The organism is Tatumella sp. JGM91 (assembly GCF_018257575.1).
In the GTDB taxonomy this organism is placed as follows: Bacteria; Pseudomonadota; Gammaproteobacteria; order Enterobacterales; family Enterobacteriaceae; genus Tatumella; species Tatumella punctata.
On sequence record NZ_JAERJP010000013.1, the window covers coordinates 1 to 13,498 of the forward strand.

The 13,498-nt window shown below is 50.0% G+C and carries 11 protein-coding genes and 1 tRNA gene; 5 read left to right on the forward strand and 7 right to left on the reverse strand.

Going from position 1 to position 13,498, the window contains the following annotated elements:
- Positions 1–357: 357 nt before the first annotated feature.
- A tRNA-Pro gene (locus JK198_RS10255) sits at positions 358–434 on the reverse strand.
- Between the two features lie 123 nt (positions 435–557).
- Positions 558–2,246 carry a kdo(2)-lipid A phosphoethanolamine 7''-transferase gene (gene eptB / locus JK198_RS10260; protein WP_212708183.1) on the reverse strand — a complete coding sequence of 563 codons (1,689 nt, stop codon included), beginning with the start codon at positions 2,244–2,246 and terminating at the stop codon, positions 558–560.
- Between the two features lie 237 nt (positions 2,247–2,483).
- Between eptB and JK198_RS10265 the strand changes: the two genes are divergently transcribed.
- The 4 genes from JK198_RS10265 (at position 2,484) to JK198_RS10280 (ending at position 6,050) form a co-directional block, all read left to right on the forward strand.
- Complete coding sequence (locus JK198_RS10265) at positions 2,484–3,080, forward strand: HD domain-containing protein (RefSeq protein ID WP_212710488.1); 597 nt, start codon at positions 2,484–2,486, stop codon at positions 3,078–3,080.
- A gap of 102 nt (positions 3,081–3,182) precedes the next feature.
- A complete protein-coding gene (locus JK198_RS10270; protein ID WP_212708181.1) occupies positions 3,183–3,896 on the forward strand; it encodes a DUF3053 domain-containing protein in 714 nt (237 codons plus the stop codon).
- Between the two features lie 363 nt (positions 3,897–4,259).
- The gene (locus tag JK198_RS10275) at positions 4,260–5,531 is read left to right on the forward strand and encodes an OprD family outer membrane porin (RefSeq protein ID WP_212708180.1); all 1,272 of its coding nucleotides are present in this window, start codon (positions 4,260–4,262) and stop codon (positions 5,529–5,531) included.
- A gap of 156 nt (positions 5,532–5,687) precedes the next feature.
- Positions 5,688–6,050, forward strand: a complete 363-nt coding sequence (locus JK198_RS10280) for a YibL family ribosome-associated protein (protein ID WP_212708179.1) — start codon at positions 5,688–5,690, stop codon at positions 6,048–6,050.
- 20 nt (positions 6,051–6,070) lie between these two features.
- Here JK198_RS10280 and JK198_RS10285 read toward each other — a convergent pair whose 3' ends face one another.
- The 3 genes from JK198_RS10285 to JK198_RS10295 all read right to left on the reverse strand — a co-directional run bounded on the left by JK198_RS10285 (position 6,071) and on the right by JK198_RS10295 (position 9,457).
- Positions 6,071–7,015, reverse strand: a complete 945-nt coding sequence (locus JK198_RS10285) for a VirK/YbjX family protein (RefSeq protein WP_249213305.1) — start codon at positions 7,013–7,015, stop codon at positions 6,071–6,073.
- A 287-nt stretch (positions 7,016–7,302) separates the two neighbouring features.
- Positions 7,303–7,920, reverse strand: coding sequence for a superoxide dismutase [Mn] (gene sodA / locus JK198_RS10290; protein WP_212708178.1), 618 nt, complete (start codon positions 7,918–7,920; stop codon positions 7,303–7,305).
- 196 nt (positions 7,921–8,116) lie between these two features.
- Positions 8,117–9,457, reverse strand: a complete 1,341-nt coding sequence (locus JK198_RS10295) for an aspartate aminotransferase family protein (RefSeq protein WP_212708177.1) — start codon at positions 9,455–9,457, stop codon at positions 8,117–8,119.
- Positions 9,458–9,645: 188 nt separating this feature from the next.
- Between JK198_RS10295 and JK198_RS10300 the strand changes: the two genes are divergently transcribed.
- Complete coding sequence (locus JK198_RS10300) at positions 9,646–10,422, forward strand: DeoR/GlpR family DNA-binding transcription regulator (protein ID WP_212710489.1); 777 nt, start codon at positions 9,646–9,648, stop codon at positions 10,420–10,422.
- On the opposite strand, the gene fdhD is transcribed toward JK198_RS10300, so the two are convergent.
- Together fdhD and glyS are read right to left on the reverse strand one after the other, a co-directional pair.
- Positions 10,419–11,258, reverse strand: coding sequence for a formate dehydrogenase accessory sulfurtransferase FdhD (gene fdhD, locus JK198_RS10305; RefSeq protein ID WP_212710490.1), 840 nt, complete (start codon positions 11,256–11,258; stop codon positions 10,419–10,421). The two genes, JK198_RS10300 and fdhD, sit on opposite strands and share 4 nt — an antisense overlap.
- A 165-nt stretch (positions 11,259–11,423) precedes the next feature.
- Entirely contained in the window at positions 11,424–13,493 is a 2,070-nt protein-coding gene (glyS, locus tag JK198_RS10310) for a glycine--tRNA ligase subunit beta (RefSeq protein WP_212708174.1), read from the reverse strand.
- Positions 13,494–13,498 lie beyond the last annotated feature (5 nt).

The window sequence follows — 13,498 nt, forward strand, 5'->3', positions numbered from 1 at the left end:
TAAGGCCCGCGCCCCCGGGCCTTAACCCGTCCGCCGCAGTGCGGCTGCTGAAACTCCGCCACTGATGGCGGAAGGAAAATGCACAGGGCCGGACGTTTATGCCCGAAGGCGGGTGGATTAGCACTGGCTATCGATAACGCTGACTGCAGCAAAACTGTTTCAGCGATAAAGGTGTCTGATAAAGGAAGATGCTCAGAGCCGGACGCTTATGCCGGGAACCGTAATCCGGAGGTAAAAGGCTACACACCAGGCGCAGATCCAAAGACCAGCGCCCTCTGGTCTTTCCTCACCCGAAGGTTCTCATCCTCTTTTACTACAGACGTAAAAAAACCCGCTAAAAGCGGGTTTCTTTGAAAATGGTCGGCGAGAGAGGATTCGAACCTCCGACCCACTGGTCCCAAACCAGTTGCGCTACCAAGCTGCGCTACTCGCCGATGGGGGCGAATATTACTGCGCCCCCCCGAAGGCGTCAACCGCTTTTTCGAAAATCAGCCGCTGACTGACCAAAAAGCATCCGGAGCAGCCAGCGACAGATTATTTTTCGCTTCGGGGCCGCATTACCTGACTGCTTTTTCATCAACAGGATTCTGACACCAGTTATTTTCAGGCCTGATACCACCATCCGGCGAAGTATATCCCAGGCAGCCTAATAGTGAATCATACAGCTCACGATGATAATGGGTCACACCGGCTTTAGCCTGCTGTTGCAGAATACTGAAACGCTGCCGGTTAGCATCATCTGCCAGGTATTTATCTGAAGCCCACACCAGCATCGGGACGCGGAATTGTTCCGCCGGTGCCATCTCTCGCGGCGTACCGTGAAAATGGGTGTTACTGCTGATCGATTCACCATGATCCGCGACATAAAACACAATCGCTTTTTTATCTCTCAACTGGTCAAAGACAGTATCCAGCATATAGTCGACATAACGGACTGAATTATCAAATGAATTAATCAGCTGGTCTTTCGAACAAAAATCATCCACACCAATACATTCCGGGGTAAAAAATGCGAAGCTGCGCGGATAACGCTGGGAATATAAATAATGGGAACCTTTAGTATGCAATATCACTAAATGCTTACCCTGCGGATGCCGCTGCAAAGATTGCTGTAGTTTCGGAATCAACAGTGAATCATCGACCGGTTTACCATTATTCTGCGGCTCTGAACCAATCTGTTCACGAAATGCCATATTGCTGACATCAGTCAGACGATAAAACCAGATTTCACTCTGCATTGCATACAGTCCGGAACTGAATCCCAGCGCTTTCAGTACTGCAAATACGTTTTGCTCTTTTAATGTCCGTCCCGGATCCTCACCGGCTCCCCCCTCGCGGACAAACATACAGCGCAAAGAAAGCTTAGTTGCCGTATCACAGGAATGCCCTTTAAAAGCCACCAGATTTTTTTCTTTTGCCAGTAACGGTGTTGTGTCCCGCGGATATCCCAGAATCCCCATATGATCCCAGCGGGTCGTTTCACCAATCACAAACACCACATAAGTATCATCAATACCTTGTGGTGCAACATAGGTAAAATGGCTGGCCGGAGAGAATAATTTATCCCCTGTCAGCTTTGTATCCAGCTGTGCCCAGCCAAATAACCCTGTTGCCGTGAGCCAGTTGACCGGCAGATAAGAGTGCGCCACCATGCCGCCATAACTGGGTAAATCAATATTCGTTTCCAGCTCACGGTGTTTATACTGTTTATCCAGAACACGCAGGGGCAACCAGACCAGAGCAATACATACCACTAAACCGGTCAGTGCCCTTACACGCTGTCCGCGGGTCGTCAGTTGTGATAACAGCGACTCCGTCAGCTGGCTGCGCCAAATCAGGAACAGGGGTAACACACTGACCAGCACCATCCACAGATAAAAATAATGACCGACCACTTCTTTAGAGAGATCGGTATCCGTCGTCAGTACTGAGGCTACAATCCCGTAACCAATAACAACATTAAAAACCACCATGTAGTAGCCGGCCGAAACAGAAATCACGACTATCACTGATGCCATCAGCCGGAAAAATATTTTCCCGCCCAGCGAAACAAAACGAAATACGATAAAACAGGCCAGTATAGCTGCCACAACTTCAGCCACCGCCGATGACCACTTCAGTACATCTCCGCCTGCCCACAATCCCTGAAATCTGCGTTCAAACACAGACCAGTTTAAAAAAACACCAATATACAAGGCCAGAATCCATGATAACTGACTTTGTGTTAACAGCTTGATTTTATTCATTAATAAACCCTGGAACTCCGGATGATACAAGATTATCTATTCTCAGAGTCTGAACCACTCTATAAGTTCGACACAATTTAAAATAAAATGAAATATACGGAATTTTCCGGAAAATAATTAAAAATCCGAATTATTTATAAAAAGTAATTATTGTTTAAAAACAAAATATATTGCCTTGCCTGTATCCAGGCCAGCATTCTATTATCAGAAAATAAATATCCTGCATACGGAGGGCATATGTATTATTCACTGGAAGAAAAAGCAAAACGCTTTGCCCGGCATATGCATTATCAGTCAGGACAACGGCGTAAATACAGTAATGCTCCCTATATTGTGCATCCTCAGGCAGTAGCTGAGCTGGTCCGTACAACAGGCGCCGATGAAACTCTGCTCGCCGCCGCCTGGCTGCATGATACTTTAGAAGATACCCCGGCCACTTTTGCACAATTACAGCGCCTGTTTGGTCACCGAATTGCAGTCATAGTGCATATGCTGACTAATCCTGATATGGCTGAGTCTGGTACCCGTCAGCAACGCATTACCTGTTGTCTGCAACACACTGTCAGGGCCTCAGCAGAAGCACAAACCATTAAACTTGCCGATATCATTGATAATACAAAAGATATTGTAGATAACGATCCGGTTTTTGCTGCCATCTACCTGGTCGAAAAACAGATACAAATCGGTTTGTTGTGTGAAGGTAACCCGCAACTCCGCGCACAAGCAGAGTTGCAAATAAAGTTTAATATCAATAGGTTATCCAGACACCCTTACAATATATCCGCCAGCTGGTTTCGGCAGCAGGCAAAAAAATATCGCCCTTTTTCCGGATAACCACAGGCTGCAGAAAGATGATTGGCGGAAACCCCGCTTTGCTCTATCCTGTGATCTTTCTGGTGGTCAAACACGTTGTCAAATATCAGGAGCTAGCCCCTTATGGCATCAGGCATTTTCCGTTTAACAAAGCAGTCTGGATTGCTGCTGGCAACATTCCTTATGATTTCCCAGCTGACAGGATGTGGTGATAAACAAGCTGAGCAAAGTCAGGCATTCAGTGATTTCCTGCAGAATACCGTTATGCGTAGCGGTTCACAGTTACCCACCCTGAGCGAGAGTCAGAAAAAAAACTTCGGCAATTTTGCCGGTGACTATGCAATTCTGTATGGTTTCTCACAACAACTGAATAAAGTCGTTAATGACGGTATCCGTCCGGTCACCGACGAATTGTCAGCAATCAAAATTCCTGCCGATTACCAGTCACAACGGGATGCACTGCGCCAGGCCGCAGGTGCGCTTAATGTTGTCACCCAACAGGTGCAGACAGCCCGTAATCTGGCCGACAGCAGTAAATCCTCGCTGAAATTACCGCCAGAATTGCAAAAAACTTATGAGGCGGCATATAGCAAAGTGGTGACTCGGCCGGCAGACAGCATACTGCCTTTACTGCCACAACTGCAGGCACTGAGCCATTCTGTTATTGCCACCGGTGATTTCCTGCAGGCCCAGAGCAACAGTGTCAGCTTTGCCAATAATAATGTCCAGTTCGCATCCAAAGATCAGGTAAACCAGTACAATACGCTGGTCGGTGAAATTGCCAGCGAAGCACCGGTGCTCGGCCAGCTGAAAGCTGCTATCAGCAACGTACAGTAATGTTTTCCGTCCCCGTAATTTTTTACCGCATTACGGGGCGGATTTTTCAACGGCCGCTGAAAAAGGATACAGATCCGGCTAGATAATTAAGTTTTTCATTACTTATTATTTTTATTTATAATTCATAGATTAGCATTAACTGTTTATTTAATTTTTTACTTAACAGAAAAAGCGATTTATTTTATTTAAAACTGTCCGTTATTTCTATTCCCCCGTATACAAATGGCTATTATTTACGTTGTAAGAGTAATAGAATCCCCCTCCGGTATTTACCATCCTTTATTAATAATTATTCTTCTTATCGGAATAATAAAACAGCTCCGGGCGTAAAACAGATATATAAAATACAAAGGTATAATAAAAGTGAAAAAAGAATTACCAATTATTCTTTGCGGAATATTAAGCGCTATCCCGGCATTGGCAAGTGAACAGTCACAGAGTAAGGGTTTTATTGCCGACAGCCATTTCAATCTTCTGCTGCGTAATGCATATATGAAGCGGGATTATAAAGTACCGGGTATTCAGAACCGTGCAGAATGGGGCCAGGGGCTGATCGCTGACTGGCAGTCAGGCTACACCCGCGGGCTGATTGGATTCGGATTCGATGCTATGGGTCAGTATGCGGTACGCCTGGACGGCGGGCGCGGCAAAAGCGGCGACGGCGGAATAGATTTCTTTAAACAGGCACATAACGGGAAAGCAAAGTCAGAACTGGCAAAATTCGGTGCAACTGCCAAAATGCGTATTTCCGATACGGTGATCAGCTACGGTACACAGCGTCCGCAGTTACCGGTCGTTTCGGCCGATAACTCACGGTTACTGGACGAAACCTTTACCGGGGTGGTGGTCACGTCTAAAGAAATACACGGGCTGGATATTAATGCCGGTTACCTGACCGATGAACAACGTAAAAGTGACGATCGCCATAATAGCGGCCTGAAAAGCCTGTCATTTGGCGGTGCCAGTTACCAGTTTAATGATCGGTTTAGCGGATCATTCTATGCATCAAATGTCGAAAAAACCCTGAACAAACAGTATCTGGGACTCAGTTATCAGCAACCACTGGCGGCCGAACAGTCGCTGGCACTAAACTTTAATGGCTATAACTCACGTCTGACAAAAAAATATGCCAGTCAGCTGGATACCGGCCGCAGTAATACCATCTGGAGCATGGCTGCTAACTATAGCTGGTGGATACATACTTTTAAGCTGGCATATCAGCAGAGTAATGGCAGTACCGGCTATCAGTACGCTGGTTACCGTGACCAGGGCGGCGTCGGTGACGGCGGGAACAGTATCTGGCTGGATAACTCCTACTGGTCAGACTTTGATGCAAAAGGTGAACGTTCCTGGCAGGCCGCCTATGGGATCGATTTTTCCGAGCTGGGGATCCCCGGCCTGAGTTATAACATCGCTTATGTTCGCGGCGACAATATTAAAACCAGCCAGACCAGCAACGGTCATGAGCATGAACTGTATAACCAGATCCAGTACAAGGTTCAGAGTGGTGTGGCAAAAGATCTGACACTGGACCTGCGTTACTCTATCCTGCGGGTGTCAGCAAATGCGGCAGATTACAACAGCGGTGGCAGTGAAATCCGCTTCTTTGCAGACTATCCTTTCAGTTTCTTCTGAGATTAAACCGCTTCCCCCCGACCGGCGATTACATAAAGGGGGTTTCCTGACGGTCTGCCATGGTAAGCTATCGCCGGGATCCACAGCAAACGACGGACAGAGTTAAGTCCGCCGATATTTTGGTGTATCCTTGCCGCTGTTTAACAGGAGTCAACAATGAAAGAACAAGAAAAAGCCGAGATCAAGCGTCTGAGCGATCAGCTGGATGCCATCAATCATAAATCCCAGCCACTGCTCGAAGCCGGTGATATGGAAAAACTGGGTGAGCTCCAGAAAGAAAAGCACACTCTGGAAGAAGAAATCGCCCGTCTGCGTAACGTGCGAGAACAAAAACTCAGCCAGGAAGCACAGAAGCTGCAGAAACTGTCTTTCAGCCGTGCGATTACGAAAAAAGAGCAGGCCAATCTGGGGGCTCTGAAAAAAGCAGCCCGCGGAGTAGTTATTGTTCACCCGATGACTGCCCTCGGTCGGGAAATGGGCCTCAAAGAAGTGACCGGATTTGCCAAAAAAGCCTTCTGACCCCTCACCGCAAGGCAATACTATTTGCCGGTGATCCCCAGCGCGTCGTTAAACTGCTGCTGTAGCTGCGCCAGTAACTGATAACGACGCCGGTATTCTGCCCGTTTTTTACTGACAACCTCTTCCAGCGGTTTACGTATCACCTGTAAGGGTAAATCATAGTTACCCCGGAGATTTGGCCTGCCTCCCAGGCTTTCCCAGAACTCACTGTAACTGGCAAAAAATTTATCCTGTTTACTATAACGGTAACGCAGACTGCGGAAGACATGACTGTTTTCACTGACCGCCTGAATCGCATCAATATTTCCGGCGGCAGCCAGCCAGAAAATAACATCCATCAGCAGTCTTTTCGGAAAAATACCGTAAGCCGCACGGGTTGCCTGACGAATGATTTCTGCCGGGACTTCCGGCCCGGGCCCCTGCAACCCGCCGATAAATAGCACTGATTTTTCTGCCTGGCGGATCAGCGCAAAAGTGATGGTAGCAACTACCTGCTGCTGATAAGACAGGCATAACATCACCTCGCCTTCACGATCAAATCTGGCCGGGCCACAGCTCAGTGTGAATGCCTGTCCCTCAGAACTGTGCCACTGCAGTAACGGTCTGCCCGTCGGCTGCCCGAGGATCTGTTGTAACTGCGGGTTAACAAGGCCGGCCAGCAACTGATAATGGCTGACAATTGCCTCTGCCCGCTGCTGAACGCCCAGCCCGGCGCTCAGATACGGGCGATGGATTTTCGCCGGCAGCAATCCCTGACGTGCCAGTAATCCAGGGAACATATCCAGACCGGTCAGTGCCCGCAGGTAACGGTAACTGATCCGCGGATAGCAGCAGCAACGTAAGATAAATTTCAGGCAAAAAGGCCTGCTGCGCCATGCCCTGTCCGGGTGGTATCTGCTGCTGATTACTGACCAGAGCAGTGAAGTGTTGGATTTTCTCAGTGAATCAGTCACAAGGGTCGACATAACAAAGCCCGGTTTTTCATCATCTCTCTGGCAAAGCATAGATCCTGATGTTTCAACAACAGAGCAATCAGCTGCAGGTTGCCTCCCGCTATTGAAAAATATGTTATTTGTTGATGACTGATTTACTTTCGGTAACCACTAGCAGCACGGTGAAAAACAGTCTCCGGGAGGAGTACCGCACCACAGCACACGAAGAAGGGAGAAATAACAACAGCATACAAAAAAATACCGGCAGCCAGGGCCGCCGGTATCAGTAGCTGATCAATACGTTGTCAGCCAGTACAGCATTATTTTGCAGAAGCAAAACGCGCTGCAGCTTCATCCCAGTTAACGACGTTCCAGAATGCTTTGATATAGTCCGGACGTTTGTTCTGGAATTTCAGGTAATACGCATGTTCCCAGACATCCAGACCAATGATCGGGAAACCGGAAGCACCTGAAATCGCTTCACCCATCAGTGGGCTGTCCTGGTTAGCCGTAGAAACTACCGCCAGCTTATCGCCCTTTTTCACCAGCCATGCCCAGCCGGAACCGAAACGGGTCGCGGCCGCTTTTTCGAATTCTTCTTTGAATTTTTCAACGCTGCCGAAATCTTTTTCGATAGCCGCTTTCAGATCGCCCTGCAGGGTAGTACCGGTTTTCAGGCCTTTCCAGAACAGACTGTGGTTGGCGTGACCACCTGCATTGTTACGCAGAGCTGTTTTTTTCTCAGCCGGTACCTGATCCAGTTTGGTGATCAGTTCTTCAACAGGCAGAGCAGCGAACTCAGTACCTTCCAGCGCCGCGTTGGCATTATTAACATAAGCCTGGTGATGTTTAGTGTGATGGATTTCCATCGTTTCCTTATCAAAGTGCGGCTCAAGCGCATCATAAGCATAAGGCAGGGATGGCAGTGAATAACTCATGTTCAACCTCTCCATTCTAATGTAAGGACAGCGCACCAGGGGGATGCACTGCATAAGCACCGATCTCCATTATAGTTAAATAATTGATCGGGAAAAGGAGAATCAATACATTGTGTGCGATAACGATTTGTTTTCAGACAAAAAAAAACTGCCGAAATAGCACAATTTCAGCAGTTTCAGAAAACACTCCCGTTGGTCAGCGCCCCAGTTCAGTCAGCGACTGGTCAAGGGCCCCTGTCAGCCAGTCAATATCAGCGCTCTGGAATGCCAGTGGCGGGCGCAGTTTCAGCACATTACCGTAAGGTCCGGCGACCGAGGTCAGTACACGATTCTCACGTAATTTTTCGATAAGATTCAGCGCCAGTGTTTTATCCGGCGTCTTCGTCTGACGGTCTTCTACCAGTTCAAAACCAATAAATAGTCCGGCACCGCGTACATCACCGATACATTCATGACGATCCATCAGTTTACGCAACTCAGCCAGCAGCTGGCCACCGACGATACGGCTATGTTCCTGTAGTCCTTCCTGCTCAATTACCTGCAATACTGCCTGCGCTGCCGCCATCGCCACCGGGTTACCGCCGAAGGTATTAAAATAAGGGATCTCATCACTGAAGGCTGCCAGCACATCACTTTTTGCCAGCAGTCCGGACACCGGGATGCCGTTACCCATCGGTTTGCCGGTGGTAATGATATCCGGTACCACACCATGACGGCCAAATCCCCAGAACGCATCGCCGGTACGGGCAAACCCCGGCTGTACTTCATCGGCAATAAAAATACCGCCATTTTTATGAACTACATCGACGGCCTGTTGCAGAAAACCACGGGGATTAGGCAATACACCGTCAGAAGAGAAAATTGAATCCGCCAGCAAGCCGGCAAACTTAATGCCGTGGGCTGCCATATCATCAATCTGCGCCTGAATTTCTGCCGCAAACCATGCCCCTAAATCCGCAGCGTTCACCCGATAATCGTCAGGCGGTGAGACCAGTCGGGTCGTTGCTGCCAGCGGCTGACCGCTGCCCAGCGCAGGCGATGCTCCGGAGGTTAATTCACTGGTACCGTGATAGGCTTCTTTAGTAACGATAATCCCTGTACCGCCGCTAAAAGAGCGGGCAACACGGATCGCCAAATCATTGGCTTCCGAGCCGGTACACATGTACATGGCCTTATTAATCTCTGCCGGTGCCGTCGCCAGCAAAGCCTCACTGTAATTCAGGATACCTTCGTGCAGATAGCGGGTATGGGTGTTCAGCTGTTTCATTTGCCGGGTCACCGCATCAATCACTGCCGGGTGGCAATGACCAATACTTGCCACATTGTTGTACACATCCAGGTATTTATCCCCGTTCGCATCCCACAGATACTGGCCTTCACCACGCACCAGATGCACAGGCTTGCGATAAAACAGACGGTAAGAATCTCCGAGTACTCTGCTGCGTTTATCCGTCAGTGTGCGGGTATCTGCATCAAGTTCTGCGGCATGTTCTGCGCGAAAACTGTTGGTATCCATGATGGTAGAACGCGTGGCCATAACTACTCCTGTCGCAATAATCAGTGGGGAAGACGGTGAATAAATTCGCTGTAACTTCATCATCGCTTATTTTCAGAAAAATGCAACAAAATACACAAACGCAACTAAATACATATTCAGGGTATCTCGGCTGCGCTACACTCAGACAACTGTTATCATCCGCCGCACATCTCACTGAGGATTTCTCTATGCTGCAGGAAACGCGATTACACCGTATACGTTCATTAATCAGTACTCATCATCAGGTCAGCACTGAACGCATTATTAATGAACTCGGCGTTTCCAGGGAAACCGCACGGCGGGATATTATTGCGCTGGAAGAACAAGGCGTTGCGCGGCGGGTACATGGCGGCATTGTCGCTATTGATGCACCGGCAGAACCCCCGTTGCCAGTACGTTATGCTGCCCGGGAAAAAGAAAAACGCAGTATCGCGCGTTGTGCCGTCAGTCAGCTGAATGCCGGGCAAACCCTGTTTCTCGATTCCGGCAGTACCACCACCCTGCTGGCACAGGAACTGAGAACGATGTCAGGGCTTACCATCATTACTAACAGCCTGCAGGCAGCACTGGCACTGACTGCGACCGAAAATGACAGTCAGCTGCAACATGAAGTGATTTTACTGGGTGGCAGTATGTCAGCAGGAACACAACAAACGCACGGTGGTACCACCGTCAGTGAAATTCATCGCTACCAGGCCGATGTTGCCCTGCTTTCTCCGGTCGGTGTGGATGCGGTGAACGGCGCCAGCAGTTTTTCACTGGCGGAAGCCGCCATTGCCGGAGCAATGGCACGCCAGGCAAAACAGCTTATTCTGCTGGCAGACCACAGTAAACTGGGGCTGACCAGCCGCTACTGCTACGCACCTCCGGCAGACGTCAGTTTACTGATTTCCGACAGTACCGCCGTCCGCGACCGTTCATGGCCGGCATTAACTCAGGCGTTTAGCAGGGTGCTGAGCGCTTAATACAGACGCCGGGGATGGCTGTAAACAATGGTACGGCCGGGTTTACTGAAGCCTGCCAGGGTCACACCACAGCGTTCTGCAACATCGACCGCCAGCGCGGTCGCAGCCGATACGGCAAACAAAATTTCCACACCACAGATCGCTGCTTTTTGTACCATTTCATAGCTGGCACGGCTGGAAACCACCACCGCGCCCTGCTGGCGGGGCTGACGCGCACGATCACCCAGCAATTTATCCAGCGCCACATGCCGTCCGACATCTTCATATCCCTGCAACAGCTGGCCGGTATCGTCCATCCAGGCCGCCACATGGGTACAACCGGTCTGACGACCAGCTGGCTGAAAATCTGCCAGCTGTGACAATCCTTTATCCAGCGCCGATAAATTAAACCGCCAGCTAAAAGGCAGTGGCGGGACCGGTTTGCCTATTTGCTGTAACTGCTCAACTCCGCATACACCACACCCTGTCCGGCCTGCCATTGCCCGGCGTTGCGCCTTCAGGGCCATAAAACGCCGCGCTGAAAGTTCAATATGCACCTCAACACCTGCACACAGAGGCTGTACTTCAATACCATAGATTTCTGAAGCCTGGCTGATGATCCCTTCTGACAAAGAGAAACCCAGGGCAAAAGCTTCCAGATGTTGTGGTGTCGCCATCATCACTACATGAGAAATTCCGTTATACACCAGCGCCACCGGCACTTCTTCGGCCAGAAAATCTTCGCTGCTTTCGGTGACTGTACCGGCCTGTACTGCCTGCCGTGTCCAGATGCGGCGGGAAGTCACCCCCGCAGCCACCGTCATCTCCTCGCCGGGAATTGCAGAGCCTGTCTTCATCTCACGGGTCCGTGTATTTTTTTGATGATATAAATATTGTTAATGGTTTTTAGCACAGAAACAGACAGCGGTGTTAAACACATTGCGGCAGCTGGCAGGGAAAACCCGGGCCCTGAAAACAAAAAAGCGAGCCACTGGCTCGCTTAACAGATCATATCTTCGCGGTTATTGCAGTAAAGAAATATCAGCAACCTGCAGGAACAGATCACGTAATTTCGCCAGCAAGGTCAGACGGTTGACTCGAATATCTGTCTCTTCTGCATTCACCATTACTTCTGAGAAGAAATTATCAACCGCTTCCCGCAGTTCAGCCAGTTCAATCAGTGCTTCCTGATAACGGCCTTCCGCGAAGTAAGGTTGCAGTTTGCTGCTCAGCGCACTGACATAGGTCGCGAGGGTGATTTCAGCATTCTCTTTCAGTAACGACGCCTGCACACTGTCGTTCAGCGGAACATCCGATTTTGCCAGAATATTGGATACACGTTTATTCGCCGCTGCCAGTGCCGCCGACTGCTCCAGTGTCCGGAAGTGAGATACTGCTTTCATGCGCGCATCGAAGTCTGCGGGACGCGTCGGACGACGGGCCAGTACAGCCTGCAGAGTATCAATACTGTGACCTTCTTCCTGATACCAGCTACGGAAGCGACCCAGCATAAAGTCGATAACCTCATCCACCACTGCGGTATTTGTCAGTTTATCGCCGTACAGACGTACCGCTTCTTCTGTCAGGGTTTGCAGATCCAGTGGCAGGTTTTTGCCGACGATAATCCGCAGTACACCCAGTGCCGCACGACGCAGCGCAAACGGGTCTTTATCCCCTTTCGGATGCTGCCCGATACCGAAAATACCCGCCAGCGTATCCATTTTATCTGCAATCGCCAGCGCACAGGACACCGGACTTTGCGGCAACTGATCACCGGAAAAACGTGGCTGATACTGCTCATTCAGGGCCACAGCAACGTCTTCGGCTTCGCCATCATGACGGGCATAATGCATTCCCATCACGCCCTGCGTATCGGTAAATTCAAACACCATGTTGGTCATCAAATCGCATTTTGACAACAGTCCGGCGCGGGTCGCATGGCTGACATCGGCACCCATTTTTTCGGCAATCCAGCCTGACAGCACCTGAATACGATCGGTCTTATCGCGTAATGTTCCAAGCTGCTTCTGGAACAGTACCGTCTCCAGACGCGGCAGCTGATCTTCCAGCCGCTGTTTACGGTCGCTGTTAAAGAAAAACTCTGCATCGGCCAGACGCGGGCGTACCACTTTTTCGTTACCGGAAATAATCTGCTGCGGATCAGCAGACTCAATATTCGCCACGAAAATAAAATTCGGCAGTAATTTACCCTGCGGGCTATACACCGGGAAGTATTTCTGGTCACCTTTCATGGTGTAAACCAGCGCTTCTGACGGGACTTCAAGGAATTTTTCTTCAAAGGTCGCCGTCAGCACGACTGGCCATTCCACCAGAGACGTCACCTCTTCCAGCAGGCTGTCATTCAGGTCAGCCTGTCCGCCCAGTTTTTCGGCTGCGGCTTCCGCGGCCGCTTTGATCGCGGCTTTACGGGCATCATAGTCGGCGATCACTTTACCCCGTTCCAGCAGGATCTGCGGATACTGATCCGCATGATCAATACTGAACTCAGCTTCACCCATAAAGCGGTGACCACGGATAATACGATCAGTGCTGATCCCGAGAATCGTCGCCGGAATGACTTCATCACCCAGTAACAGGGTAACCGTATGTACCGGACGAACAAACTGTACATCACTGTCAGCCCAGCGCATCAGTTTAGGTACCGGCAGCTTACTCAGCACCCCTGCCACCATCCCCGGTAACAGGGCAGCGGCGGTTTCGCCTTTCACCGCAGCACGGTAAACCAGCCATTCGCCTTTATCTGTTGCCAGACGTCCGGCCTGATCGACGGTAATACCATTACCACGCGCCCAGCCTTCAGCCGCTTTGGTCGGTTTGCCTTCCGCATCAAATGCCGCACTGATCGCCGGGCCACGTTTCTCCACTTCACGATCGGCCTGGGCGGCACTGAGTGCGGCAACTTTTACTGCCAGACGACGGGGAGACGCAAACCACTCTACCGCGCCGTGGGATAACCCTGCGCTGTCCAGTTCACTGGTCAGCTGGCTGGCAAAAGATTCGGCCAGCTGACGTAATGCTTTCGGTGGCAGCTCTTCGGTGCCGATTTCCACCAGTAAGGTTTTTTCTGTCATCGCTG

Excerpts from the sequence above, each read along its gene's own strand:
- eptB (WP_212708183.1), bottom strand. The coding sequence starts at position 2,246 with ATGAATAAAATCAAGCTGTTAACACAAAGTCAGTTATCATGGATTCTG.
- JK198_RS10265 (WP_212710488.1), top strand. The coding sequence starts at position 2,484 with ATGTATTATTCACTGGAAGAAAAAGCAAAACGCTTTGCCCGGCATATG.
- JK198_RS10270 (WP_212708181.1), top strand. The coding sequence starts at position 3,183 with ATGGCATCAGGCATTTTCCGTTTAACAAAGCAGTCTGGATTGCTGCTG.
- JK198_RS10280 (WP_212708179.1), top strand. The coding sequence starts at position 5,688 with ATGAAAGAACAAGAAAAAGCCGAGATCAAGCGTCTGAGCGATCAGCTG.
- JK198_RS10285 (WP_249213305.1), bottom strand. The coding sequence starts at position 7,015 with ATGTCGACCCTTGTGACTGATTCACTGAGAAAATCCAACACTTCACTG.
- sodA (WP_212708178.1), bottom strand. The coding sequence starts at position 7,920 with ATGAGTTATTCACTGCCATCCCTGCCTTATGCTTATGATGCGCTTGAG.
- JK198_RS10295 (WP_212708177.1), bottom strand. The coding sequence starts at position 9,457 with ATGGCCACGCGTTCTACCATCATGGATACCAACAGTTTTCGCGCAGAA.
- JK198_RS10300 (WP_212710489.1), top strand. The coding sequence starts at position 9,646 with ATGCTGCAGGAAACGCGATTACACCGTATACGTTCATTAATCAGTACT.
- fdhD (WP_212710490.1), bottom strand. The coding sequence starts at position 11,258 with ATGAAGACAGGCTCTGCAATTCCCGGCGAGGAGATGACGGTGGCTGCG.
- glyS (WP_212708174.1), bottom strand. The coding sequence starts at position 13,493 with ATGACAGAAAAAACCTTACTGGTGGAAATCGGCACCGAAGAGCTGCCA.